The organism is Bacillus sp. BS1807G30 (assembly GCF_040047675.1).
GTDB classification, from domain to species: Bacteria; Bacillota; Bacilli; order Bacillales; family Bacillaceae; genus Bacillus; species Bacillus altitudinis.
The window spans coordinates 1,994,880-2,019,454 of sequence record NZ_CP157353.1; the positions used below are offsets into that span (position 1 = coordinate 1,994,880).

Here is a 24,575-nt window from a genome sequence, read left to right on the forward strand (position 1 = left end):
CCCAGGCAATAATTTCATTGCCTAGCTTTTCTTAAGAGCCGCTTTTCTCGCTTGTCAAGTTCCACAATGTCTCGTTCACTTAAAGACGATTGTGATAACAATGTTTGGGTAATGGAAAGGGCTGCTTTTGGATCTTTTTGACGGTGTTCTTCATACTTTGCAAGCTCTACACCCGCTTTTAATCTTACATGAACATCACTTGATTCAAATAGACGTTTCCATATGCATGCCGCTTCATCCCATTGTTTTAATCGCTTGTACTGTAACGATAGATCATAAGCTGCTTGATCCGCATGCTCAAACGCTGCTCCTGTTAATTCTTGCAGGTGCTTTGTTGCTTCCTGTACATCACGGTGAGCAAGATGCCACTTAGCTAATGCATATTTCTCATCGTCTTCCTTCACCGCATCTTTGGATAAGATTTTTTTAGACAAATGAATGTAGAGACTGATTAACGATAAGACATCAAGTTCATTGTGAGTCAAAATTCCTTCAATCAGTTTCGGGTTTTGTTCCTTTAAAAAGTGAAAATAGATCATTGGTGCGAGGAACCCTGGTGTATCTCCCTCTCGATTGACGTGCAGTTCCTCTTTTTCTACAACCGAAAGAGCCATACGCTCATATTTATGTTTCCACAATCTCCTTGACCCATGCAGAAGGTCAAAATGACCAAATTCAGGTAGAGCAGGTATTTGATCGCGTAATAATGTATGCCTCGTTTTGACTTGAGGCCAGTCAAATGATTTTCCATTATATGTCACAAGTGATTCGACATCCACCTCACTAAGAAAGCTTTTGTAAAGTGCCGCTTCATTTCCTGGATTCGTCAGCAGATGTTGTTTTACCACCACTTTATCTGAATAAACTCTCGCATGCCCAAGCAAAAAAATCATATTTCCCGTTCCGCCAGATAGTCCTGTTGTTTCTGTATCGAAGAAAAATAGCTCGTGAGGCTTGTAGCCTTTTGCAGAAAGAGAATGCTGAATCTCACTTTTGTTCCATGCACTCACCATCTCCGGCAGTTCTGCAAATGAATATCGCCCATGCTGATGGTCAAGTGGATAGGTCACTTCCCGAATGAGGCAGAAAGAGTCTTCAAAGTAGTAAGGAGCTGCACCTAATTCCCCCCACTCTTTTAGAAATGGAATCGTTTCAGCCGTCACAGTGTGCGTTTGTCCCTTTTTTACTGCCCCACGCTTTTCATCTGACTGATTGTGCGACAGGTGTTTTTTCATTCTGTTTAATTTTCCTTTTAATGACATGAGTAGGTCTATTCCTCCTTTCCCTTAAAATCCTGCCATCAATTGAATGATACTGCTTTTTCCATTGATCTCTTTCATTTCCATGCCAATACAAGATGGGCAGCCGTTCTCGCAACTGCATCGCTCAATCAGCTGAGTGGCTGCACGGGCAATTTCATCAAAGCGAGCCTGGACCTCTTTACTTAAACCGATTCCACCTGGGTAATGATCATATAAAAATACGGTCGGTTTCCCGGTATGGGCTGCCTTTATTTGAGAAATGACATGAATGTCTGAACGGTCACACATGACAAACGCCGGAACAATATGCTGAAGAACATTGGCAATACCGAGCAAGAGCTGTTCAAGTGTTTTTTCTTCAAATGTCCGTTCTGCTTCATGTAATTCAAACCAAGCAGCACTCGTATGAATCTCTTCTTCAGGTAAGTGAATCGGGCCGGAACCGATATTTTCCCCAGTTGATAATCGAATTTTTTTGAAAATGGTCGGCATTGCATTGACGGTCACATCACCGTAGTGAACAGATACCGCCTCCTTCTCTGTTGTCTGATCAATTTCAAGCACCTTGAGCTGAACTGCTAAATTCGCATCTGTATAATATTCTACATCGACTTGTTTCACATAAGCCTTAAGATGCTCATAATCTAGCTTTTCCACTTGATACTGAACCCCTTCATGTAAATAAATCGCTTCATCATGAAGTAAGGTCATCGCACTGAATCGATCCATCTCCCCAATAATTCGAACGTTCGCTACATCGGATTGATCGACAATGACGACATTTTCCTGACTTGCAGATCTCAGACTGATGCCATGAGCCGGGAACGATTGATCTGACCAATAATAACGGTTCCCGCTGAAATGAAGAACCCCTTCTTCATGTAAGTATTGCAAGATTTCTTCTACTTCCATACTGCCAAACTGTTCATCTTCTCGAAACGGTAGCTCGTAGGACGCACATTTTAGATGATCGACTAAGATGATAAGGTTCTCAGGATTGATTCTTGCCGATTCAGGTGGTCTGTTAAAGAAGTATTCAGGGTGTCTGACAATATATTGGTCAAGTGGCGATGAGCTTGCGACCATGATAATGAGTGCTTCCTCATGACGCCTTCCAGCTCGTCCAGCCTGCTGCCACGTACTCGCTACACTGCCAGGATATCCGGTCATGATACAGACTTTTAGCTGTCCAATATCTACTCCTAATTCTAGTGCGTTTGTGCTGACAACACCGAGAATGTCTCCTTCCCTTAAGCCTTTTTCAATCATGCGCCGCTCTTTCGGCAAATAGCCCCCGCGATAACCACGGATCGATTTAGGACCAATTTCTTTTTTCACTAGTTCTTGAATATGACTTAGGATGACTTCAACTCTTACCCTACTTCTAGCAAAAACAATCGTTTGAATTTTTTCTTTTAAAAATGTTTTAGCGAGCTGATTCACAACAGTGGCCGCACTTTGTCTAATATTTAATGGCTTATTGACGACTGGCGGGTTGTAAAAGACAAAATTCTTTTTACCGCTAGGCGCTCCGTTTCGTTCAATGAGATGCACCTTGCTTCCGGTCAGCTGCTCTGCAAGCTCTTTCGGATTCGCTATGGTCGCTGAAGTACAAATAAAGGTCGGGTCACTTCCATAAAATGCACAAATTCGCTTTAGTCTGCGAATGACATTGGCGACATGACTGCCAAACACGCCTCGGTATGTATGAAGCTCATCAATGACAATATACTTTAAGTTCTCAAATAAACTGACCCATTTCGTATGGTGAGGCAAAATTGCTGAATGCATCATATCTGGATTTGTGATGACAATATGTCCTGCCTGTCTGACGCGCTGGCGAATCGCTGGGGAGGTGTCCCCGTCATAGGTTTCACTGTGAATTGGAACATCCATCTCATGAATGATTTCGTTTAATTCACTTTTTTGATCTTGCGCGAGTGCTTTTGTTGGAAATAAATAGAGGGAGCGGCTTGTCTGATCTTCTGCGATCGACTGAAGAACTGGCAGATTGTAGCAAAGCGTTTTACCTGAAGCTGTAGGTGTCACAGTCACCACATTCTCACCATCCATCACACGTTCAAAGGCTTCCTTTTGATGAATGTATAGTTCGCTCACACCTCTTTTTTCAAGCGCCACTTTGAGCCTGTCATTTACTCTTTCAGGAATTGGAGAAGTCCGTGCAGGCTTCGCTTCAATTTCATGCCAATGCTCGACCTGTTCATCTTTTTTTAAATCTTCTATGAGTTCGTTCATTGTTTTCTTCTTCATCTGGTATCCACCTCTCATTCTAGTGTACCGAATATTTGTTTGCATGACTAGGCGGCAATTTTTTGATGCGCCGCTTGTGAGCAAATATTTTGATGTGTTGTAACAGGATCTATTACACTTCTATAGTGAAATGATTTTATTAAGGAAGAAGATGATGAGATTGAAAAACGAATTTAAGCCTTTATTTGAACCTTTTATATTCCCAGGGGGTGCCTCTATTGATGGCCGTTTAGTCGTTGCACCAATGACACACTTCGGTTCTCATGAGGATGGCACGATCTCAAAGGAAGAAATTGATTTTATTACCGCTAGATCAAGCGAAATGGGCATGGTCATTACCGCATGCGCAAACGTGACGCCAGATGGTAAGGCGTTTGAAGGACAGCCTTCTATTGCAAGGGATGAAGATATACCCGGCCTTCAAAAGCTTGCTTCTGCGATTCAAGCGAAAGGAACAAAAGCCATTATGCAAATTCATCATGGCGGCTCTCAGGCTCTCCCTCATTTAGTCCCAAACGGTGATGTCGTTGCGCCAAGTGATGTATTCAAAGATGGAAAACAAATTGCGAGAGCTTTGACAGAAGAAGAAATTCCTCACATCATCGACTCGTTTAAAGAAGCAGCAAGGCGCGCGATCCAAGCAGGATTTGATGGGATCGAAATCCATGGAGCGAACGGATATTTATTACAGCAATTCTACTCCCCGCATAGTAATCAGCGTACAGATCAATGGGGCGGAAGCGAAGAAAAGCGTCTCGCATTTCCAATTGCAGTAGTAGATGCAGTGAAAGAAGCAATCAAAGAGCATGTAACAAAACCATTTATCTTTGGATACCGATTATCACCTGAAGAACCAGAAACACCTGGTTTAACCATGACAGAAACATTTACTTTAGTAGACGTACTTAAGACGAAAAACCTTGATTACTTGCATATTTCTTTAATGGAGATTGACGCTAAAGCAAGACGTGGTGCTGATACAAGTAAGACGCGGATGGAGCTATTAAAAGAGCGCTGTGGTGACACGCTTCCACTCATCGGTGTCGGCAGCGTCATTACAGCTGAGGATGCACTGAATGCATACAATCAAGGGATTCCACTCATCGCTGTTGCAAGAGAAGTCATTGTTGATCCCGATTGGGCAGTAAAGATTAAAGAAGGCAGAGAAAACGAGATTGAAACCGTCATTAAACGCAGTCAAAAAGACAAGTACTTGATTCCAGAAGGTTTATGGACTGTCATGGAAGCAAGTAAAGGCTGGGTTCCAATGGAGGATTAATCTCCTCAATAAAAAAACTACCCTATCAACTCAGGGTAGTTTTTTTGGATTATTTCATTTTCACTGTAAAAAGTTTGGACGTCTGCTTTTCTACAGAGCCCTTAGGTTCTTTGGTAAGATGTTCTACTAAATCACCATTCATTATGACAATTGGTGTCACTGTGCTTGCCGCTTTTTCTTCGATCAGCGCTAAATCACACGTAATGAGAGGATCACCTGCTTTCACTTTATCCCCTTCTTTTATGTGTGCTTCAAAGCCTTCACCATTTAATCCAACCGTTTCAAGTCCGATATGAATCAGAAGCTCAAGCCCCGAGAGTGTTCGAATCCCAATTGCATGTTTTGTATGGAAGAGTTGAATAATTTCACCATCTACTGGTGACACAATGGTGCCGTTTTTTGGTTTTACAGCTACGCCGTCTCCCATCATCTTTTGAGAAAAAACGGGATCTGGTACATCGGTCATATCCATTAACTCTCCATCAACTGGAGAATAAATGACTTCTTCCTTTACATCATCTTGGTTTTTTCCGAAACCGAATAATTTTTTCAGCAATGTTCATTTGCTCCCTTCAAGCTTTGCTTCTAGATCTATTTAGCGTATAAACACCTTCACGCCCATACACCTTGCTTCATTCAACACTATTTAATCATAATTTTTTCCTCTCATCAATTGATAACCGCCTGAGCCCCTTTTGCATAGGCTATAGATGAGAGGTGATTCAAATGAAACATGAAAGTGAAAAGAAACACGAGTTGTTAGCAAATGAAGACATTCTATATGAAGCGATTGAACAATTTTTTGCATCATCGCCGTTTCACGACATTTTAAATAGTGCGGAGGCGCTGATGACCACAAGCCATTCACTTGCGTCCATTACAACCGATGTGGCAGAAGATGATCAATATGTATATATTGAGATTCGATTTCCAGACCATTTTGTCGAAGGTGATATCGCACTAGAAGTGAAAGCGCAATATTTACACTTATCGGTACAGGAAAAAATCAAAACAGACATGACTTCCTCCTATTCGAGCTTTACCAAAACCATTTTAATGCCTGCAAAAATAGATGAAACCAATATGAAGAGCGTTTGGAAAGATCAATCTCTTCGTGTGACTGCGCCAAAACAAACAACCCAATAGATGTATATCTATTGGGTTTTGCTATGCTTTAAAAATGCTTGTAAATCCTTTCGCCAATGAGCCCACTTGATTCATTGTACTCATCATTTGTCCAGCAGTATCAAACATTTTATTAAAATCGTATTGCCCATTCGTTTTTTTAAATTGTGACAGCACACTTTTAAATTGAGATGATTGCTGTTTTTGTGGCCTTGGCAAAGGATAAGGATTCATAGGTTGCTGCATAGGCATCATGCCCGGCGGCTGCATTTGCGGCTGATTCATTGCTTCAGGCTGCGGCTGATAAGGCTGGAAGTTTTCCTGATATCCAAAAGGCGGCTGATAGCCTGCAGACGGCGGCTGGTTCATTTCACCTTGATATGGAGGCATGAAATATTCTGGAGGCTGCGGAGGCTGCTGCATATCTGGATACGGAAAAGGCCGTTGCTGAAATTGATTCATTTCATAAGATGGCTGGTTTGAATAAGGGAACATGTATCTCGCTCCTCTCGCTCTGAAAACATATTGAAGTCAATGATATATTATGTTCAGGAAGCAGAAGATGTGCCTACAGCAGCCATAAGAAAAACGCAGACTGTTTCATCAGCTGCGTTTGTTGATTTCTTCTATTAAAAGGTTCAGTGTATAAATCACTGACTCAACTAAATTTTTCACACGAGGTGCATGCTGTTTGCCAAAATAAGATTGCAGCACAACCTCTTTTCCATTTTCTTGGACGGCTTCAAGCTGTTCTTGATGTAAGTATCTAGGTTTGGCCTGATGAATAAATGAGGTAGCAGCAGTAAGCCACTCTTCCATTTGCTGATCAAATTTGACAACGGCCGGCTGAATATCGTTGTAAAAATCATAAACTGGGTATTCCTCTTCTGCCTTTCCCTTAAGGTACTGCTCGTATGCTTCTTCGATCCACGTGATCAACTCTTGTGTATGTTTCAGTAATGTTTGATTATCCAAAGTGTTCACCTCTATGAACCATCCTATCAAACGTTTACTTATTGCTCAAATAGAAAAGCTATCCGGCGTGATATGCGGGTCTTGCCGCCAGCTTATACTCTGCTGCATGAATTTTCAATTCACATTCCTTCACTTCAGATTCAAGACGGTCAATGATTTGTTCTTGCTCCTCTACGGCAGCGTTTTTTGTTTTTTTGACAGCTAAAGACAGTTCTTCTTCCACCTCATCAATCTTTCGCTCAATTTCCTCTAACAACTGCATAATGGATTCTTTTGATACAAATTCGCTCATCATCAGATTCCTCCTTTATCATCTCTCGTTACATTCTCTTTTCTTTTACTCCCTCCTTCATACATGACAAAACTAGAACTAAATCGCCAATCTAAGTGAAGATAAGCGCAATTTCTTCCATTTCGACACGTGCTTGTCCTTCTTTGTATGATCGCGTCCGATTGTGTAAATTCTAAGGACAAAGGAGGTAGATGTCATGAAAAAGCAGCAAGCACCAAAAGAGCAAAAAACAAAAGGGAAAGAAAATAGTACAGATCAGCTTGATAAAAAGCTCGGCGGCCCTAACCGTCCATCCACGTAAAAAAAGCAGGTACCCCCTGCTTTTTATTTATGCAAAAAATAGTGTTCTAATGAGAAAAGAAAACGAAGCTGCCTTTTTTTATGAAAATACCAGTCGGTCAGCTCAATTTGTTTTGGTAAACGCTCTGCTTCAAACAAGGATGGACTCAATTTCTTTTGAAACCAATCTTCCCTTTGATCGTCTAATGAATGTGTCATGACTGGATACACCGTTCTGAGGAAAGGGCTTGACCTTCGCGCAATCCCTAAAAACGATTCAAAATCAAATCGAGATCCCGTATGCGGCACGGTATGCAAAAAATGATAAAAATCCGAAAACAAATCGGCTCGAAACAATAGTTTTGCTAGTTTTTTCCCTAACGTAATGCGCTCTTTTACTTGGGAAAACTTTCGTATGGTTAACCCGTACAAATGCCCGTCTACTGTCGGAAAAACGACAGTTTGAAAATGTGCCCACTCGCTGAAAAGATATTGAATCGAGTGAAAAACATTCTTTTTCAGTAGAGGATTTTGTATAATAGGAGATTGTATAGTATATTGTTCATTTATGATGAGTGCATGCAGCAATCGCTCTCTGTCACGCTTTTGCCAAAATCGTTCCCACTCAGCGCTCATAAAACGAGACACACCGAAATGGGACAGCAAATGAAATAAAGGTTTGCGGCACCTTTTTGACCATTCATACAAGAGAAGCTGCGGGTAAGCATCTGAAAAGATCAGCCAATTCGCTCTTTCATACGCTGTAAAGAACAGATGCCCTTGCTGATCCGTTAAACCCGGATGGAAGAGCTCGCCTTTTAAATCTGTCATGGACCATCCAGCATTTCTCGAGACAAAAGAAGCAAGCAGAGACCATTTCATCTCTGGATGACGGTCATAAAAGCGCTTGTACGCATTTGTCCTTGTCAGGTTGTCCTTATTTTTCGCTTTCGTTTCATGTAAAATATGCTGGGTAATCATGTGCTCTTGTTGTGACAACATGGTGATCTCTCCAATACAAAATGCATTAAAAGGAGGCTGAAACTTGATGATTCGGTATCCTAACGGAAAATCGTATCAGCCCATTCAACAAATTGGGACAAAAAAAAGAATCAGCGGCGAATCATCTTATAGTAACCGCGGGATGACGCTTGAAGCTGACTTAAATGAAACGAACCAGTACTATTTGGTCAACGGGATCGCAGTCATTCATAAAAAGCCTACCCCTGTTCAAATTGTCAATGTGGATTATCCAAAAAGAAGCGCTGCTGTCATTAAAGAAGCCTATTTTAAACAATCCTCCACAACAGACTACAACGGGGTATACAAAGGGCGCTATATCGATTTTGAAGCAAAGGAAACCAAAAGCACCACCTCGTTTCCGCTCAAAAATTTCCACAACCATCAAATTGAGCATATGAAACAGGTTGAAAAGCAAGGCGGTATTTGTTTTGTTATTATATCCGCATTTGGTTCCGTTTATTATTTGTCCGCTTCTGACCTCTTCTTCTTTTGGGAGCGGCAGCAGCAAAACGGCCGTAAATCCATTAGCAAGGATGAATTAATGGAAGCAGGCCACCTCATGACACTTGGATATTCGCCAAGAATTGATTATATTAAAGTAGTGGAGACACTTCATTTTTCGGATGAAAGCAAGCAGCATTTACGTTCGAAAAAGGTTTAACACGAAAGGTTGAGATGTGATGTCTGATCAATTTACAAGTCGTGAACAGCGACGTAAAGCAAGTCAAGAAAACAATAAGAAGCAAAAGAACAAAAAAGGCAAAAAGAAAGCAGGTCTATTTAAAAAAATATTTTTATCTTTACTCGTGATCGGTCTTCTTTGTTTAGTAGCCGGAATCACAACTTTTGCCGTTTTTGCATCAAGCGCTCCTTCTATTGATGATAGCAAGCTAAAAACGCCGTATTCTTCAAAACTTTATGATAAAGACAAAAAAGTCTTTGCAGAAGTCGGGGCGGAGAAAAGAACGTATGTCTCGATTAAAGATATACCCGACGTGGTAAAAGATGCGTTTATTGCAACTGAGGATGCACGTTTTTATAAACACCACGGGATTGATCCTATCCGTATTGGCGGTGCTCTTGTCGCAAACGTCGAGGACGGTTTTGGAGCAGAAGGTGGAAGTACGATTACACAGCAGGTTGTGAAGAACTCCCTGCTTAACAATCAAAAGACGTTAAAACGTAAAGTTCAGGAAGTGTGGCTCTCGATTCAGCTTGAGCAAAAATACTCTAAAGATGAAATTTTAGAAATGTATTTAAACCGTATTTTCTTCTCTCCTTATGCTTATGGGGTTGGGAAAGCGGCTGAACAATTTTTCGGAGTGACAGATTTAAATAAACTAACTGTAGCACAGGCTGCTACACTTGCGGGTATGCCGCAAAGTCCTTCTGCCTATAACCCTGTGAAACATCCAGAGGCAGCGGAAAAACGCCGTAATATCGTTTTAGGTCTAATGAAAAAACAAGGCTATATTTCAGAAAAAGATTATGAGGAAGCAAAAGCAACACCTGTCAGCAAAACCGTTGTTTCAGCTGATAAATATAAGAGTCAAAACTCAAGTAAGTACTCTGCTTATATTGAAGAAGTCATGGAAGAAGTACAGAAAAAAGCCAAAGTAGATGTATCAACAGATGGATTAAAAATCTATACTTCTCTTGATCGAAAAGCACAGGATCATCTGGATGACATCATCAATGGGGATTCAGCCGGATTTACGAAAGGTATGCAAGCTGGAGTCACCCTGCTAGATACAAAAAATGGTGAAATTCGTGCCATTGGCGGTGGACGTGATGTGCCAGCCGGCGGCTTTAACTATGCCACTGATGCAAAACGCCAGCCGGGATCTACAATCAAACCAATTTTAGATTACGGCCCTGTAATTGAAAACAAAAAATGGTCAACATATCAGCAAATTGATGATGCGCCTTATACGTACTCTAACGGTACACCAATTAACAACTTTGACAGAAGACACTTAGGGAAAATGTCGATGAGAAGTGCTTTGGCACAATCACGAAACATCCCTGCTTTAAAAGCTTTCCAAGAAGCTGGTACAGATAATGCTGTTCAATTCGCCAATAACTTAGGTCTGGACTTACCTTCTGACATTCCTGAGTCTTACTCAATCGGCGGATTTGACGAAGGTGTCTCTTCACTTAAAATGGCTGGTGCATTTAGTGCATTCGGTAACAACGGATACTATAATGAACCGCATGCCGTAACGTCTGTTGAATTTAATGACGGAACGAAGCTTGACTTAACTCCAGACTCTAAAGCAGCCATGAGTGATTACACTGCATTTATGATCACAGATATGCTGAAAACTGCTGTACAATCTGGAACAGGTACACTCGCACAAGTACCGAATGTTCAAGTAGCTGGTAAAACAGGTACAACCAACTTTACACAAGATGATATTAATAAATACAACATCCCTTCTGGTGGTGCGAAAGATTCATGGTTTGTCGGTTACACGCCGCAATACACAGCAGCTGTGTGGACCGGAATCGGCAACTCAAAAGATGCGGACGGCAAAATGTGGCTCACGGATTATGAACAACGTGTTGCCAAAGTGGTCTTCCAGAAATTAATTTCTCAAATTGATGATGGAAGCGGCTCATTTGAAAAGCCAGACAGTGTCGTTGAAGCAACGGTTGAAAAAGGATCAGATCCAGCGAAGTTAGCTGGACCAAACACACCAAGTGATAAGAAGACAACGGAATACTTCGTCAAAGGAACTGTCCCAACAAAAGTTTCTGACACATATGAAAAGAAAGAAGCTGACAAACCATCTGACTTAAAAGCGGTGTATGATGAAGAGAAAAAATCGATTACACTCACTTGGGGTTATGATGACGATGCAGATGCAACATTTAATGTGAAGCAAGCGGTCGATGATGGCGGCTATAAAGACATTCAAAACAGCTCTTCTAAAGAAGCCGTCATCTCTGATGTAAAGCCAGGATCCACCTATAAATTCCAAGTGACAGCGACTGTAGACGATGTCACAAGTAAAGCTGCTTCTACCTTCCTCACCATTAAAGATGACGAAGAAGAGGAAGAAAAAGCAGATGATGAGAACAAAGAAGAAGAAGAGCCACAGCAACCTGATGATGAGCAGACAGATCAAACAGATGATAATCAAAACCAAGGTGGCACTGATGAGCAGAAGCCTGATGATAAAAAAGATCAAGGCGGAAATACCGAAAATGGTGATGGCTCAGACAGTACAAATGGAAACAGCAACTCACAGAGCGATGCCAATAAAGATAAAAAGAAAGACGACGAGAAAGCCAATTCTCAAAGCTCAAATACTCAGTCAAATTCTACTTCACGCAAAGAAAACGAGTAACAAAAAAGCACTTGCCCTATGTGGCAAGTGCTTTTTTAACGATTTTGTTTTAACTTTCTGAGTGCTTCATATTTTCCATACTGCTTTTTGAGCTCTGTGTATAACTCGTCCAATTGAATAAAGCAATGATATTGAGTAGGTTTAAGCAAAATAAACTCTAATCGTTCTGTCCAGTTAATGGGGGCTACTGGAAACGTCTGTTGTTTGATTTCCTCCCAATCAATGGTTTGAAGCTTCTCTCCTTTGATCCAGTAAAACATTGCAATCATACTGACAATGCCTTGCAGCATATCATCCTCTTCACACCGAGATTTTCTCGTTTGAAAGCGAGGAAGCATGTTGTCTTTTAATTCATTCCACAGATCAAACATCAAAGGAACAAATTCTTCCGTTTTCTGCCACGGTTGCTCATCTAGTAAAGATTCTGAAGATAGATCAAATGCGAGTGGATTAATTCTTAATATATCCTTTATTTCGCCGCTTATCTCTACCTTTTTCTCTTTAAGCTTTTCGACATATGAAGTGAAAACAGATGCTCCGCTCATGCCAGTTTCACCAGCCCTTTTTTCAGCCTCTTCTGCCCTTCTCTGCACATATCAAGAAGTGGACAAGATTCACACTGCGGCCGCTGCGCCTTACAGTGATATCTGCCGAAAAAGATGAGACGATGATGGGTCAAGGACCAATCCTCTTTTGGCACCTTCTTCATTAAGGTTTGCTCTACCTCAAGAACAGAATCCTTCCAGCGGCAAATCCCAAGTCGTTTGCTGACACGCTCGACATGTGTATCTACTGCAATGGCGGGAATTCCAAAAGCGACAGACACAACGACATTTGCTGTTTTCCGTCCAACCCCTGGGAGCTTAATTAGCTCATCTCGATCTCTTGGCACTTCACCGCCATAATCTTCAATCAGCATTTGGCTTAATTTTTGAATGTTTTTTGCCTTATTACGATAAAGACCGATCGAACGAATATCCTGCTGCAACTCTTCAAGCGGCACACTTAAATAGTCTTCTGGTGTTTTATATTTTTGAAATAGATGTTTGGTCACTTTGTTCACTAGAACATCTGTACATTGCGCTGAGAGTGCGACAGCAATCACTAGTTCAAATGGATTGGAATGAACAAGCTCACACTCAGCCTCTGGAAACATATCTCCTATAATATCTAAACATTCATTGATTTGTTTTTTTGATAACATGCCTTCTCCTTTATTGGTTATTGTTCCAGCCAATTATAAAAAGGAACTTGTCGTTTATATGAAGATGTTTCTTCTTTTGAAGGTGGGGCTTTTTGCTGTGAACGGAAATGCTGGCTATGCTCTTTCGCTTCTTCCGCTGTTTTCAGCCCTTTCTTTTTCCACTCAAATAAAATTCGATCGATATAGCGGAAATTTAATTTTCCTGATAAAACGGCTTCTCTTAGAGCAAGACGAATCATTTCAGCATCATGATGGTCTTGGTCCATCCAGATCGAGAGTGTTTCCCCTTCAAGAGGAGAAAGTGGTCTGCCAAACTCATCTTCAAATAGCGCATATAAAGACTTTTCAGCCTGGACATGATTTTTTTGTACGTCTTTCGCCTGTTTTGCTTCTAAAAAGTCATACAGCACACCCCATAAGGGTTCTACCGAGTACCGGTCATGCTGAATACCAGACCTGTCTTCAAACGGCTGGATCGAAATAAACCCTTTTTGAATCAAATACTGCACCATATAAGCACATTCTTCGGCCGAAATGGTCATACCATGTGAAAGCTCTTCAAATGTCTGAAAAAAGACGCCTTGTTCTTCATTCATTTTAATCTTTAACATGACCATCATTTGTGACTCATTCAGTCCTAACTGCTCATAATGAGCAATCAGCAAATTAGGCAAACTGGTCGAACCCATTTTCTGCATATCTATAAATTGCTGCCTTTTCATCGGATACACCTCTTCACTTTCAGTATATCACGTTTTTTCATACGTGCTGTCCTTAAGACGTTTGAAAAAGCCTCCATATATTGGAGGCTTTCACGTCTTAAGGATATAAACGGTTTAATAATCTTGGGAATGGAATTGTTTCACGCACATGCGGCGCTCCGCTAATCCAAGCAACTGTTCGTTCAAGTCCAAGACCAAAACCTGAATGTGGTACAGAACCATACTGTCTTAATTCTGTGTACCATTTGTACGTTTCTTGATCTAACCCATGTTCTTTTAACCTTGCTTCAAGCAGATCTAAATCGTGAACACGTTCAGAACCGCCGATAATCTCTCCATAGCCTTCTGGCGCAATTAAATCTGCACAAAGGACGACATCATCACGGTCTGGTGCAGGCTGCATATAAAATGGTTTTAATGAGGTTGGGTAATGAGTGATAAAGACTGGTTTATCATAGCTTTCGGCGATCGCTGTTTCGTGCGGCGCACCGAAGTCATCTCCCCATTCAATGTCATCAAATCCTTTATCCTGCAAGAATTTAATCGCTTCATCATATGTGATGCGCGGGAATGGTGCTTTGATGTTTTCTAATTTTGCTGTATCACGGCCAAGTGTGTGCAGTTCTACTTTACAATTTTCAAGTACACTTTGAACAACGTGAGACACATAATTTTCTTGGTACTCAAGGTTCTCATTAAATTCAACAAATGCCATCTCAGGCTCGATCATCCAGAACTCGATTAAATGACGTTTCGTTTTCGATTTTTCAGCTCTAAATGTTGGACCGAATGAGAATACTTTTCCGAGTGCCATCGCAGCAGCTTCCATGTAAAGCTGTCCACTTTGAGAAAGGTATGCATCTTCATCAAAATATTTAGTAGCAAACAGCTCTGTTGTTCCTTCTGGAGCACTTCCTGTTAAGATTGGCGGATCCACTTTCACGAAGCCTTCTTGATGGAAAAACTCATATGTAGCACGAATAATTTCATTACGGATTTTCATAATGGCATGCTGTTTTTTAGAACGCAGCCATAAATGACGGTGATCCATTAAGAATTCTGTTCCATGTTCTTTTGGTGTAATTGGGTAATCTGTTGCTTCGTGAATCACTTCAATGGATTTCACTTGTAATTCAAAACCAAGTGGTGAACGTTCGTCTTTTGTTACTTGTCCTGTGACATAGACCGATGTCTCTTGTGTCACTGATTTCGCAAGTTTAAAGACTTCCTCTTCCACCTCTGCTTTTACAACGACTCCTTGAATAAAGCCTGTCCCGTCGCGAAGCTGCAAGAATGCAATTTTCCCGCTTGAACGTTTATTGGCAATCCATGCGCCGATGGTTACTTCTTCATCGACGTGTTTGAACACTTGATTAATAGTTGTTTTCAACATATTTCCCTCCAAAGCCAGAAAGAAACTCACCTTGTTAGATAGGTGTGATTCTTTTTTCATACATTTTATTATAACCGTTCTAAATCAGCATGGTCAACGCAAGACAGAAGAAACTATGGTGTTAAATTTTTTTCCACTCGTCCTGTCGTAAAATCAACATAGCTGAAACTATATTGGTTGTTCTCATTTAAGTACGTTACTTCCCAAAGGAGGACGTCACCTTCTCGTGCTAATTGAACATTTTTTAGCTTAGAAATGGTGTTCTCCTTTTGAACGGCTTGTACTGCTTGGTTTGAAGTAATGCCTTCTTTTGCTTTTTTAGCAATGACTTTTTCTTTTTTGCTGGCAGGTACCCACACATAGATCGCTTCGTTTTGTTTGTTTTTACCTTCCACAATAAATTGCTTTTCTTTCCCAACAAAGGTATCCACTTGCTCTACTTGTGCTAATGATGCTTGCTTTTTTGCTCGTTCAATCGCTGACTCATGACCTTCTTCTTTTTGTCCCATGGCCATTTGATAAATCCACGAAAAGCTAATGATGCCAATGAGTAAAACGAGCGCAGCAACGGATGAAATAATCCAAACTATTTTTTTCATGTCAAGCTTCCCCTATGTGCGATATATGGTAAATATCGCTTGATTTTGATCTTCTTGATCTAATGCTAATCCAAACATAAGATCTTCCCTTTTAAGCGTTCTGTTGAGCAAATCGACGATTTTGTATAGGTCTTCTGAATGCTTAATTTGAACAGTTGAAAGTACCTCTATTTTACTTTCCACTTCTAATTCCTCCTCGGTACGTAAATATTGTTAGTCATACTTTTCAATGTGAGAACCGATACTATTTTTACAACGGAACATAAAAAGCCGTTACGATAAATTAACTCCAAACCCACACCAGCGAAAGGCCGCTTATGACAGCGGCTTTTCGTTGTTAAGCTTTTCTATATACGCCTCAAGCGACTCTTTGGACATCTCGTGAACTGGCGCATGATGAAGTGATTCTAAAAATAGTTTTCCATACGAAGCGGTTTTCACTCGGCGGTCTAAAATCAGCAATGTTCCGATGTCTTTTTCCGAGCGAAGCAAGCGGCCTGCTCCTTGCTTAAAAGTTAACACAGCTTCCGGGAGAGCGACGGCTTTAAAGGGATTCTTCCCCTGTTTTTTTGCCGCTTCACATTTTGCTTCAATGAGCGGTGAATCGGGCGGGCGGAAAGGCAGCCTTGCCATAATGACGGTCGTTAGCTCTGAGCCAGGAAAATCCACACCTTCCCAGAAACTCCCTGTTCCTAGCAAGATGGCTTGCTTAGCCAATTTGAACATTTTCGTCAATTTTACAGGGCTCCCACCTGTCAAACCTTGAGCAAACAATGCCGATTGCATACCTTCTGATTTCAGCTCTTCATACACTGCTTTTAACATCTCATGTGAATTAAATAACACCAATATTTTCGCTTGATCCTGCTTTTCCATGATCTTAATATATTTTGCAGCTTGCTTCACATAATCGCGTTCATCACGGTTTGTGATCGGTGGCATGTCAGCCGGTACAACGACCTTAAGCTGTTTTTCAAGTTCAAAAGGTGAATCAATTTGGACAAGGTGTGGATAAAAATCTTGCAGGCCAAATCGTTCCAAGCAATAATCAAAGCGTCGATTGATGGTGAGCGTCCCTGATGTGAGGACGACGCTTTTCTTGTTCATAAAGAACCGATCAGCTAGCAGCTCCCCTGTATCCAGCGGCTGTGCGTGCATAAAGACAGCATTCTTGGCACCCTTTGCATCAATCTCAATCCAAACGGTTTCATCATTGTTTGGTTCAAAGATAAACCGGTACAGCGTACTGCAGAATGTCTGCATAAACGACATCACTTGATCGTATTCTTCTGCTTCAAATGCAAAGTGTTCTATGAACTGATCACTTTTGTGAAGCAGCTCATTTTTTTGCTGCTCATACAGTTTCTCACAAGCAATTAATAATGAACAAAGCTTACTCGCTGATTCTTTAATTCGGACCCACTGAGCATGTTTTGAATGATGACGGACTCTATGAATGAGACGATTGATGTCCGCTTTTGGTTTTGTCCTTTTGACAAAAGAATGAACGGTACTAAAAAATGCGTCACTTTCCATCTGAAGCTGCTGAAGATACTCGTCCATTTCAATAAAGGTGTCAGTTGATAAACCTGCCCCATGAAATCTCTTTTTCAATTTCTTAAGCAGCCCGCCATGCAAAGAGCCAAGCTGCGTTAATTTCGCATGAAGCTGGATATAAGACGCACTGTCACCTAGCGTTTCATTGGCTGTTTTTTCAAATTGATGGGCCTCATCAATCACATAGACGTCTGCATGCTGAAAGATAGAAGCTCCTTCCGTTTGGGATAAAAGCAGGCGGTGATTCGTCAAAATTAAATCAGCGGTTTGAGCCTTTCGTTTAGCCCGTTCATAAAAACAATGTTCTTTAAAACGGCGTTTTTTCGATGTAAATGGCATGTGTACACAAGAGATACGGTCTTTTATATTTGCAGCTCCTGACGGTAAATTCAGTTCAGACAAATCACCTGTTTCAGTGACAAGAAGCCACATTAAAATTTGCGCTTTTGTTAAGACAACATCATAGTTATCATCTTCCTCATGCAGGACATGCTCAAACTTATCTAAACAAATATAATGTGCCCGCCCTTTAAACACACAGGCGGCTGGCTCAAATGGGAGCAACTGCTTGAGTAGCGGAACATCGCGCTGAAGCATTTGCTGCTGCAGTAAAATAGAATATGTACTGATAATGACAGGTTTTCCTGATTTCTTTGCTTCTAAAGCAGCTGGTATAAGATAAGCGAGTGTTTTCCCGATTCCCGGCGCCGCTTCAATTAACGCATAAGCTCTTTCATGGAACGCATCTCTTACTTTGTTCATCATCGTGAGCTGGCCTTCTCTTACTTCATAGCCTTCTAATGTTTGAGGAAGCTTCTCTTTTATCTCCTCAAACAGCTGCTCGTCGTCAGCGCCTACTGCATATGTCGATTCAGTGATAGGATTGGTCACATCTTTCACAGCAAAAGATCCTACTTCTACAAGCGAATCATCCTGACTCGTGTGATTGGTTTCAAGCTGCTTAATTAAAAGTCCTATATCACTTAGAAGATAAGAGGATAACCTGCGAAGCTGTTTTAACACATTTGGCGGTGTATTCCTTAATTGATGTAATAAGGTTAAAAATAACATGGCAGTAACTTCCGCATCACTATCCGCCCTGTGCGGGTGGTCATGTGGAAGCATGAGCTCTTCGCTTAATTCAGTTAGCTTATAACCTTCAAGCTCAGGATAAAGAATTCTAGAAATTTCAACCGTATCAATCGCTAGCACATCCAGCTCATTTTTCCCGCATGCTTTTAGTTCATCGTTTAAAAAGTTCAAATCAAAATGAACATTGTGCGCAACAAAATAAGCGCCCTGTATGAGATCATACACCTCTTGGGCAATGTCCTCAAAAAACACCGCGTCATCAACCATGTGCTGCTTAATACCTGTCAGCTGTTCAATAAATCCAGGAATCGTTTTCCCTGGGTTCACATATTTTGAATACCGTTCGACAATTTGTCCATTTTCAATGACCACCGCAGCAATTTGAATGATTTTATCACCTTTTTTTGGTGAATTCCCGGTGGTTTCAATATCAACGACAACAAACCTTTGATCGGTCATAAAATGGACACCTCAATTCCTCGTTCCACTCATAGTGAAACACACTCTGGGCAATATAGCTGAAACAGAACAGCTTCCTTATGATGAAACTGTTCTGTTTCCATGTGAGCGTGCGTTATAAAATCGTTCTCGCAGGCTCTTGCCCAATCATTTGTTCAATTTGATTTTGTTTATTTAACACGACCACTTTAGGTGTGTGCGATTTCGCTTCTTCCTCTGACAACATCCCATAAGCGATAATAATGACTTCATCTCCTGGCTGAACCAATCTTGCTGCCGCACCATTTAAACAAATGACACCGCTCTTTCTTTCTCCAGGGATGATATATGTTTCAAGTCTAGCACCATTGTGATTATTGACAATTTGCACTTTCTCATTTGCCATCATGCCTGCCGCATCAAGCAAATCTTCATCGATAGTAATACTGCCTACATAGTGTAAGTTTGCTTCAGTCACTGTCGCTTTATGAAGTTTCGAGGTCATAAAAGTTCTATACATGTTTTTCACCGCTTTCAGGAACATGGAAAATCACATTATCAATCAGTCTTGCCCGGGAGAACTTCACAGCAATGGCAATGATCACTTGCCCCGTTAAGTGCTGAAGGGGTTCAAGCTCTGGATAGGAGTAAATCTCAATATAATCGATTTCTCCACTTGTTTGAAGAATCTCCTCTTCCACTAATTGATAAATACGATTTACATCATGTTCACCCTTTTCTACAGCTGTCTGTCCTTTTTTTAATGCCCGGTATAAAGCAGGTGCTTCTTGCCTTTCTGTTTCAGACAAATACACGTTTCTTGAACTTTTCGCTAAACCGTCTTCTTCTCGAACAGTAGGAACAGACACAAGGTGAAGATCAAAAAAGAAATCCTTGATCATCGCATCGATAACAGCGACTTGCTGTGCATCCTTTAGACCAAAGTATACATTGGTTGGTGCGACAAGGTGAAACAGCTTTGTGAGCACCGTGACAACGCCGTCGAAGTGTCCTGGGCGTTTCTTCCCGCATAAGACGTCTGTACGCTTTTGAACAGTCATCGTAATCGATGGCTCATCTTTGTACATTTCCTTCACATCAGGTGTAAATAATATATCTACTCCAGCTTCTTCAGCAAGACGCTGGTCTCTTTTCATATCTCTTGGATAGGATTCAAAGTCTTCATTCGGTCCAAATTGCAATGGATTGACAAAGATGCTCATCACCACAATGTTATTTTGATCTCTTGCTTCTTTTGCAAGCGTAAGATGTCCTTCATGAAGGAAACCCATTGTAGGGACAAATCCAATGGAATGCTGCTTCTTTTGATGCTGCTTGATCATTTCTTTTAATTCATGAATATGGGAAACAACCTTCATTCCTTGATCCCCCCATATAAACCATCAAGGACTTCTTCTTTCATATGAAAGGTATGAGCATCCTCTGGGAATGTGCGTGCTTTTACTTCTTTTGTATATTGTATGAGCGCTTCTTCTAATACAGCATCGATTTGCGCGTATTGTTTCACAAATTTAGGTGTTCTAGACACGCCGTACCCTACCACATCATGGTAAACGAGAACTTGTCCATCTGCTTCAGCCCCTGCCCCAATTCCGATCACAGGAATCTTTAGCATGTCAGTAATCCGTTTTGTCAGTTCACCAGGTACACACTCTAACACAAGGGCGATGGCACCTGCTTCCTCACATTTTAGACTATCTTCAATCAATTTCTGTGCACTCTCTTTGTCTTTTCCTTGCACTTTATAGCCGCCAAGGACACCGACTGATTGAGGGGTGAGCCCTAAATGGCTTACAACAGGAATGCCGCCTCTTGTAAGTGCTTGAATGGATTCAAATACTCCGTCTCCACCTTCAAGCTTTAAGGCATCAGCACCGCTTTCTTGCATAATGCGTGCTGCATTTTTCATCGTTTCTTCTAATGAATAATGATAAGACATAAATGGCATATCCGTCACAACAAATGTGTCTTTTGCGCCTCTTTTGACTGCTTTTGTGTGATGAATCATATCATCCATCGTCACTTGCACTGTGGAATCAAGTCCAAGGACAACCATCCCAAGTGAGTCACCAACTAAGATCATGTCGACTTCCGCTTTTTCCGCTTGCTTTGCAGCTGGATAGTCGTATGCTGTCAGCATCACGATAGGTTCGTTTTGTTCTTTCATTTTGAAAAAATCTAACTTTGTCTTCATTTGTTCCTCCTCATTCTGGAGAGGAGATGGCTTGTCTGATCTCACACGCTTTTATCTCTCATGTGCAGACGAATCATCCCTCTGTCCAAGTCCCTTAGGATCAAGGCAGAAATTTATCGAATTTTTCTTCCTAACAGGTACAGTTCTTTTTCAGATACTGCCCACACGAAGTATATCAAAAATGTGCCGGGTGTTCCACTTAAGTTGACTTGATCTCAATGTCAGCGGAGTAGATGTTTTGGATTCCGCCCTCCGTTTCGAGTAAGAGAACGCCTTCATCATTAATCCCAAGCGCCGTTCCAACATATTGTCCATTGACGGTGCGTGCGATGATACGCTTTCCAATGGTCATCGCATACGATTCCCATAATTGTTTGATCGGAGCAAAACCATATGTCATATATTCATCATACCTTTTTTCAAAGGTGGACATGATGGTTTGAATCAGTGCCGCTCTGTCTACCTTTTCACCCAGCTCCATTTGCAAACTCGTCGCAACATCCTTTAATTCTTCAGGAAAATCATTTGCCGTCTGATTCACGTTAATGCCTGGGCCAATAATGACTGCGTGAACTTGGTCAGCTTCTGCTTTTAATTCAGTCAAAATACCAACGACCTTTTTTCCGTTTAGCAAAATATCGTTTGGCCATTTGATCGATGGACTGAGACCCGTTTGCTGCGCTATGGCTTCAGCGATCGCGACAGATGCTAAAAGCGTCATTTGCGGCGCTTTGTGCAGCGGTATTTCTGGCCGGAGAATCAAACTCATCCATATGCCTGTCCCATTTGGTGAGTGCCACGTTCTTTGAAGGCGTCCTTTTCCGTTTGTCTGATGATCACTGACAACAAGCGAGCCGTGCGGGGCTCCTTTATTGACGAGGTCATGGGCAATGAGCTGAGTTGAGGCGACTTCTTCTTGAAAATAAATATGCCTGCCAAACAGCTCTGTTTCCAAACCAAACAGAATTTCGTCTTCACTAATTTTGTCCGGTTTACGAAGCAGCCGGTATCCTTTTCTTCTGACCGCTTCGACCTCATATCCCTCTTTTCGCAAATCCTCTATATGCTTCCATACTGCCGTTCGGGAGCAGCCAAGCTCATCACATATTTGCTGGCTTGAGACAAAATCTTGCTCAGATGCTGTAAATAGTTCAATTAATCGTTTTCTAATCGCTGATCGCACGCTATGAGCCACTCCTCTATGGCTTCTTTTCGGTTTTCAAGCTGGTTTTGCAAAACGGCTTTTTTCACAGAAGCAAGCTCTTCTGCAATCCATTTACCAGCTGGCTTTTGCCGAAAGGCCATCAAATCTTTTCCTGACACTGCAAGGTCTTGAAGCTGTTTAATCGGCAGCGCATCATATGAACGTTTCGCCGCCTCCAGCTCATCAAAGAAAATGCGACGCTCATGTTTGAGCTGCGTGATTTTCATACTAGAAAGCAGGACATGTTCACCAGCTTCAAACATTTTTTCCGCATCCCAGTCACAATCAACATATTTGCTAATGGCAACGGCTTCTTTTAAAAGTTTCGTTGATAACTTCCATTCTTTTAAAAAGGACACCGCCTCCGCCTCATCTAGACCAAGTAAATGGATAAAGGCTCCCCACACCTCATCTAACCCATCCAATAAATAATACGGGAAAGCTTGGAACGTTTCATTCAGCTGATCCTTTTTGAGGCCAGGCAATTCTTCATACAATTTGGTGGAGATGAGCACCTTGATGGCTTGCTCACAGTAGCGTCCTTTTAAAAGTTTTTCCATTTCAATCTTTTTGCGCTCAACAGATATGTTGGCAAGCAGGTGTTTATCTTTTTTCATGGCTTCTTCCGTCTCTTTAGAAAGCTCAAACCCGAGCTGGCTTAAAAACCGCACCGCTCTCATCATCCGAAGCGCGTCTTCTTGAAAGCGGCACGCAGGATCTCCAACCGTTTGAATTCGTCTCCGCTTAATATCCCGCTTACCGCCTACATGGTCAATGATGTCACCATGAATATCCATGGCTACTGCATTGATCGTTAAATCTCTTCTTAAAAGATCTTCTTTTAGTGATGAAATAAACGCCACTTCTTTAGGCCGGCGAAAGTCTTCATATTCTGATTCAGTCCGAAACGTAGTGACCTCATAGCTGACCCCGTCAAGTAAAACAATAACAGTGCCATGCTCTTTGCCGACATCTACTGTTTTATCAAATAAAGACTCCACCACATCAGGTGTGGCATCTGTCGCAATATCGATATCCCCAACTTCCCTGCCTAAAAGGACATCTCTCACCGCACCGCCGACAAAATAAGCTTGATACCCATGTTCGTGCAGCGTATGTAAAATAGGGATCGCATGTGTGAATGGTTCATTCATCTTCAACATCACCTTCGATCAATTCTAAGTAAAGCTCTTCATACTCTCTCACAATTTTGTCAGAAGAGAAATTGGCTTCCACACTAGACTTGGCTGCCATCGATATTTGCTGATGGTGCGCATTGTCTTTCAGAATAGTGATGGCATGTTTTGCTGCTCCATCTACATCACCAAGCGGAACAAGGAATCCTGTCTCTCCATGTGCAATCACCTCTGGAATTCCTCCAACGTCTGTTCCTATACAAGGTACTCCGCATGCCATTGCTTCAAGTAGTACAAGACCAAAACTCTCTTTCTCAGAAAGCAGCAGCTTCAAATCACTAATCGAATAGAGCTCCTCCACCTTCTCTTGCTTGCCTAAAAATAACACGCGGTCCGTTAATCCAAGCTTTTTCACAAGCTCGCAAACAACCGATTTTTCAGGGCCGTCCCCAATCAGTAGCAGTTTTGCATTCACCTGTTCAGAAATCTGTTTAAACACATGGATCACGTCATGCACCCGCTTCACTTTACGGAAATTTGATACATGAATGACGACCTTCTCATCCTGCAGAAGACCATAATGCGTCTTCAGCACTTCGTGATCTTCACGCAAATATACGCGCTCATCGACGAAATTATGGATCGTATCAATTTTTTTATTCGGTTTAATCAGATCGTATGTCTGCGCAGCTAATGAATGTGATACAGCCGTTACGCGGTCAGATGATTCGATCGCAAACCGGATGACTTCCTTTAAAGATGGGTCATAGCCTAAAACCGTAATATCCGTGCCGTGAAGCGTGGTGACGACTTTGACAGACTGTCCAGTCATTTGCTTAGCTAAGAACGCACAGACGGCGTGAGGGACCGCATAATGCGCATGAATAATATCAAGCTTCTCTCGTTTTGCCACTTCTGCGAGTTTACTTGCCAGTGCAAGGTCATAAGGCGGATATTGAAACACAGCATATTGATTGACATCCACCTCATGAAAATAAATATTCGGATACACTTTATTGAGTCTAAACGGAATACTCGAGGTAATGAAATGAACATCGTGCCCTTTTTCAGCTAAACGTTTTCCAAGCTCTGTGGCAATAATGCCCGATCCGCCAACACTTGGATAACAAGTGATTCCGATCTTCAATTTTTTCAT

25 protein-coding genes are annotated in these 24,575 nt (G+C 41.5%); 5 read left to right on the forward strand and 20 right to left on the reverse strand.

The genetic code is table 11. The features are described 5' to 3' along the window. Window positions 1-14: 14 nt before the first annotated feature. Together ABG082_RS10150 and ABG082_RS10155 are read right to left on the reverse strand one after the other, a co-directional pair. Window positions 15-1,262, reverse strand: a complete 1,248-nt coding sequence (locus ABG082_RS10150; protein WP_348936066.1) for a ribonuclease H-like domain-containing protein — start codon at window positions 1,260-1,262, stop codon at window positions 15-17. Window positions 1,263-1,286: 24 nt separating this feature from the next. Then, window positions 1,287-3,533, reverse strand: a complete 2,247-nt coding sequence (locus ABG082_RS10155) for a DEAD/DEAH box helicase (protein WP_348936067.1) — start codon at window positions 3,531-3,533, stop codon at window positions 1,287-1,289. Between the two features lie 160 nt (window positions 3,534-3,693). Here ABG082_RS10155 and ABG082_RS10160 point away from each other — a divergent pair, with 160 nt between their 5' ends. Further along, window positions 3,694-4,812 (forward strand): NADH-dependent flavin oxidoreductase, encoded by a 1,119-nt coding sequence (locus ABG082_RS10160; RefSeq protein ID WP_282833941.1) that lies wholly within the window; start codon window positions 3,694-3,696, stop codon window positions 4,810-4,812. 49 nt (window positions 4,813-4,861) lie between these two features. Here the strand turns inward: ABG082_RS10160 and ABG082_RS10165 are convergent, their stop codons facing one another. Beyond that, window positions 4,862-5,368, reverse strand: coding sequence for a PTS glucose transporter subunit IIA (locus ABG082_RS10165; protein ID WP_065460619.1), 507 nt, complete (start codon window positions 5,366-5,368; stop codon window positions 4,862-4,864). Between the two features lie 170 nt (window positions 5,369-5,538). Between ABG082_RS10165 and ABG082_RS10170 the strand changes: the two genes are divergently transcribed. After that, entirely contained in the window at window positions 5,539-5,958 is a 420-nt protein-coding gene (locus ABG082_RS10170) for an Hsp20/alpha crystallin family protein (protein WP_073414769.1), read from the forward strand. A 21-nt stretch (window positions 5,959-5,979) separates the two neighbouring features. Here ABG082_RS10170 and ABG082_RS10175 read toward each other — a convergent pair whose 3' ends face one another. From ABG082_RS10175 to ABG082_RS10185, 3 genes are all read right to left on the reverse strand, one after another. Continuing rightward, entirely contained in the window at window positions 5,980-6,432 is a 453-nt protein-coding gene (locus ABG082_RS10175) for a YppG family protein (protein ID WP_017359729.1), read from the reverse strand. A gap of 108 nt (window positions 6,433-6,540) precedes the next feature. Then, window positions 6,541-6,912 carry a YppE family protein gene (locus tag ABG082_RS10180; protein WP_017359730.1) on the reverse strand — a complete coding sequence of 124 codons (372 nt, stop codon included), beginning with the start codon at window positions 6,910-6,912 and terminating at the stop codon, window positions 6,541-6,543. Window positions 6,913-6,970: 58 nt separating this feature from the next. Then, a complete protein-coding gene (locus tag ABG082_RS10185; RefSeq protein ID WP_234717153.1) occupies window positions 6,971-7,204 on the reverse strand; it encodes a DUF5446 family protein in 234 nt (77 codons plus the stop codon). 196 nt (window positions 7,205-7,400) lie between these two features. Here ABG082_RS10185 and sspM point away from each other — a divergent pair, with 196 nt between their 5' ends. After that, a complete protein-coding gene (gene sspM / locus ABG082_RS10190) occupies window positions 7,401-7,505 on the forward strand; it encodes an acid-soluble spore protein SspM (RefSeq protein ID WP_017359731.1) in 105 nt (34 codons plus the stop codon). A 23-nt stretch (window positions 7,506-7,528) separates the two neighbouring features. Here sspM and ABG082_RS10195 read toward each other — a convergent pair whose 3' ends face one another. Next, window positions 7,529-8,485, reverse strand: coding sequence for a DUF2515 domain-containing protein (locus ABG082_RS10195; RefSeq protein ID WP_348936068.1), 957 nt, complete (start codon window positions 8,483-8,485; stop codon window positions 7,529-7,531). A 46-nt stretch (window positions 8,486-8,531) separates the two neighbouring features. On the opposite strand from ABG082_RS10195, the gene recU reads away from it, so the two are divergent. Together recU and ABG082_RS10205 are read left to right on the forward strand one after the other, a co-directional pair. Then, entirely contained in the window at window positions 8,532-9,167 is a 636-nt protein-coding gene (gene recU / locus ABG082_RS10200) for a Holliday junction resolvase RecU (protein ID WP_142156170.1), read from the forward strand. A gap of 19 nt (window positions 9,168-9,186) precedes the next feature. Next, window positions 9,187-11,859 (forward strand): PBP1A family penicillin-binding protein, encoded by a 2,673-nt coding sequence (locus ABG082_RS10205; RefSeq protein WP_348936069.1) that lies wholly within the window; start codon window positions 9,187-9,189, stop codon window positions 11,857-11,859. A 35-nt stretch (window positions 11,860-11,894) separates the two neighbouring features. On the opposite strand, the gene ABG082_RS10210 is transcribed toward ABG082_RS10205, so the two are convergent. From ABG082_RS10210 to bshA, 13 genes are all read right to left on the reverse strand, one after another. After that, complete coding sequence (locus ABG082_RS10210) at window positions 11,895-12,404, reverse strand: YpoC family protein (RefSeq protein ID WP_348936070.1); 510 nt, start codon at window positions 12,402-12,404, stop codon at window positions 11,895-11,897. After that, window positions 12,401-13,063, reverse strand: a complete 663-nt coding sequence (gene nth, locus ABG082_RS10215) for an endonuclease III (protein WP_348936071.1) — start codon at window positions 13,061-13,063, stop codon at window positions 12,401-12,403. Before nth ends, ABG082_RS10210 begins: the two co-directional genes overlap by 4 nt. Window positions 13,064-13,080: 17 nt before the next feature. Continuing rightward, window positions 13,081-13,785 (reverse strand): DnaD domain-containing protein, encoded by a 705-nt coding sequence (locus ABG082_RS10220; RefSeq protein ID WP_008344601.1) that lies wholly within the window; start codon window positions 13,783-13,785, stop codon window positions 13,081-13,083. Between the two features lie 97 nt (window positions 13,786-13,882). After that, complete coding sequence (gene asnS / locus ABG082_RS10225; RefSeq protein ID WP_024718525.1) at window positions 13,883-15,175, reverse strand: asparagine--tRNA ligase; 1,293 nt, start codon at window positions 15,173-15,175, stop codon at window positions 13,883-13,885. Between the two features lie 116 nt (window positions 15,176-15,291). Beyond that, window positions 15,292-15,777: a cell wall elongation/penicillin-binding protein regulator TseB gene (gene tseB / locus ABG082_RS10230; protein WP_008344597.1), complete on the reverse strand. Its 486-nt coding sequence runs from the start codon at window positions 15,775-15,777 to the stop codon at window positions 15,292-15,294. A 12-nt stretch (window positions 15,778-15,789) separates the two neighbouring features. Next, window positions 15,790-15,960: a YpmA family protein gene (locus ABG082_RS10235; RefSeq protein WP_008344594.1), complete on the reverse strand. Its 171-nt coding sequence runs from the start codon at window positions 15,958-15,960 to the stop codon at window positions 15,790-15,792. 132 nt (window positions 15,961-16,092) lie between these two features. Then, entirely contained in the window at window positions 16,093-18,885 is a 2,793-nt protein-coding gene (dinG, locus tag ABG082_RS10240) for an ATP-dependent DNA helicase DinG (RefSeq protein WP_348936072.1), read from the reverse strand. Between the two features lie 115 nt (window positions 18,886-19,000). After that, window positions 19,001-19,384, reverse strand: a complete 384-nt coding sequence (gene panD / locus ABG082_RS10245) for an aspartate 1-decarboxylase (RefSeq protein ID WP_017359738.1) — start codon at window positions 19,382-19,384, stop codon at window positions 19,001-19,003. Beyond that, the gene (panC, locus tag ABG082_RS10250) at window positions 19,377-20,243 is read right to left on the reverse strand and encodes a pantoate--beta-alanine ligase (RefSeq protein WP_348936073.1); all 867 of its coding nucleotides are present in this window, start codon (window positions 20,241-20,243) and stop codon (window positions 19,377-19,379) included. Before panC ends, panD begins: the two co-directional genes overlap by 8 nt. Further along, window positions 20,240-21,079 (reverse strand): 3-methyl-2-oxobutanoate hydroxymethyltransferase, encoded by an 840-nt coding sequence (panB, locus tag ABG082_RS10255; protein WP_008344587.1) that lies wholly within the window; start codon window positions 21,077-21,079, stop codon window positions 20,240-20,242. The genes panC and panB overlap by 4 nt, the downstream gene beginning before the upstream one ends. 199 nt (window positions 21,080-21,278) lie before the next feature. Next, a complete protein-coding gene (locus ABG082_RS10260) occupies window positions 21,279-22,262 on the reverse strand; it encodes a biotin--[acetyl-CoA-carboxylase] ligase (RefSeq protein WP_272511661.1) in 984 nt (327 codons plus the stop codon). Beyond that, window positions 22,235-23,437, reverse strand: a complete 1,203-nt coding sequence (locus tag ABG082_RS10265) for a CCA tRNA nucleotidyltransferase (protein ID WP_017367495.1) — start codon at window positions 23,435-23,437, stop codon at window positions 22,235-22,237. Before ABG082_RS10265 ends, ABG082_RS10260 begins: the two co-directional genes overlap by 28 nt. Beyond that, window positions 23,430-24,575, reverse strand: a complete 1,146-nt coding sequence (gene bshA, locus ABG082_RS10270) for an N-acetyl-alpha-D-glucosaminyl L-malate synthase BshA (protein WP_348936074.1) — start codon at window positions 24,573-24,575, stop codon at window positions 23,430-23,432. Before bshA ends, ABG082_RS10265 begins: the two co-directional genes overlap by 8 nt.

What these genes read in the sequence shown, in the direction of transcription:
- ABG082_RS10210 (WP_348936070.1), bottom strand. Translation starts at nt 12,404, where the DNA reads ATGAGCGGAGCATCTGTTTTCACTTCATATGTCGAAAAGCTTAAAGAG.
- ABG082_RS10175 (WP_017359729.1), bottom strand. Translation starts at nt 6,432, where the DNA reads ATGTTCCCTTATTCAAACCAGCCATCTTATGAAATGAATCAATTTCAG.
- sspM (WP_017359731.1), top strand. Translation starts at nt 7,401, where the DNA reads ATGAAAAAGCAGCAAGCACCAAAAGAGCAAAAAACAAAAGGGAAAGAA.
- ABG082_RS10170 (WP_073414769.1), top strand. Translation starts at nt 5,539, where the DNA reads ATGAAACATGAAAGTGAAAAGAAACACGAGTTGTTAGCAAATGAAGAC.
- panC (WP_348936073.1), bottom strand. Translation starts at nt 20,243, where the DNA reads ATGAAGGTTGTTTCCCATATTCATGAATTAAAAGAAATGATCAAGCAG.
- dinG (WP_348936072.1), bottom strand. Translation starts at nt 18,885, where the DNA reads ATGACCGATCAAAGGTTTGTTGTCGTTGATATTGAAACCACCGGGAAT.
- panD (WP_017359738.1), bottom strand. Translation starts at nt 19,384, where the DNA reads ATGTATAGAACTTTTATGACCTCGAAACTTCATAAAGCGACAGTGACT.
- recU (WP_142156170.1), top strand. Translation starts at nt 8,532, where the DNA reads ATGATTCGGTATCCTAACGGAAAATCGTATCAGCCCATTCAACAAATT.
- panB (WP_008344587.1), bottom strand. Translation starts at nt 21,079, where the DNA reads ATGAAGACAAAGTTAGATTTTTTCAAAATGAAAGAACAAAACGAACCT.
- ABG082_RS10150 (WP_348936066.1), bottom strand. Translation starts at nt 1,262, where the DNA reads ATGTCATTAAAAGGAAAATTAAACAGAATGAAAAAACACCTGTCGCAC.
- nth (WP_348936071.1), bottom strand. Translation starts at nt 13,063, where the DNA reads ATGTTATCAAAAAAACAAATCAATGAATGTTTAGATATTATAGGAGAT.
- bshA (WP_348936074.1), bottom strand. Translation starts at nt 24,575, where the DNA reads ATGAAAAAATTGAAGATCGGAATCACTTGTTATCCAAGTGTTGGCGGA.
- ABG082_RS10205 (WP_348936069.1), top strand. Translation starts at nt 9,187, where the DNA reads ATGTCTGATCAATTTACAAGTCGTGAACAGCGACGTAAAGCAAGTCAA.
- ABG082_RS10195 (WP_348936068.1), bottom strand. Translation starts at nt 8,485, where the DNA reads ATGTTGTCACAACAAGAGCACATGATTACCCAGCATATTTTACATGAA.
- ABG082_RS10220 (WP_008344601.1), bottom strand. Translation starts at nt 13,785, where the DNA reads ATGAAAAGGCAGCAATTTATAGATATGCAGAAAATGGGTTCGACCAGT.
- ABG082_RS10155 (WP_348936067.1), bottom strand. Translation starts at nt 3,533, where the DNA reads ATGAAGAAGAAAACAATGAACGAACTCATAGAAGATTTAAAAAAAGAT.
- ABG082_RS10185 (WP_234717153.1), bottom strand. Translation starts at nt 7,204, where the DNA reads ATGAGCGAATTTGTATCAAAAGAATCCATTATGCAGTTGTTAGAGGAA.
- ABG082_RS10265 (WP_017367495.1), bottom strand. Translation starts at nt 23,437, where the DNA reads ATGAATGAACCATTCACACATGCGATCCCTATTTTACATACGCTGCAC.
- tseB (WP_008344597.1), bottom strand. Translation starts at nt 15,777, where the DNA reads ATGAAAAAAATAGTTTGGATTATTTCATCCGTTGCTGCGCTCGTTTTA.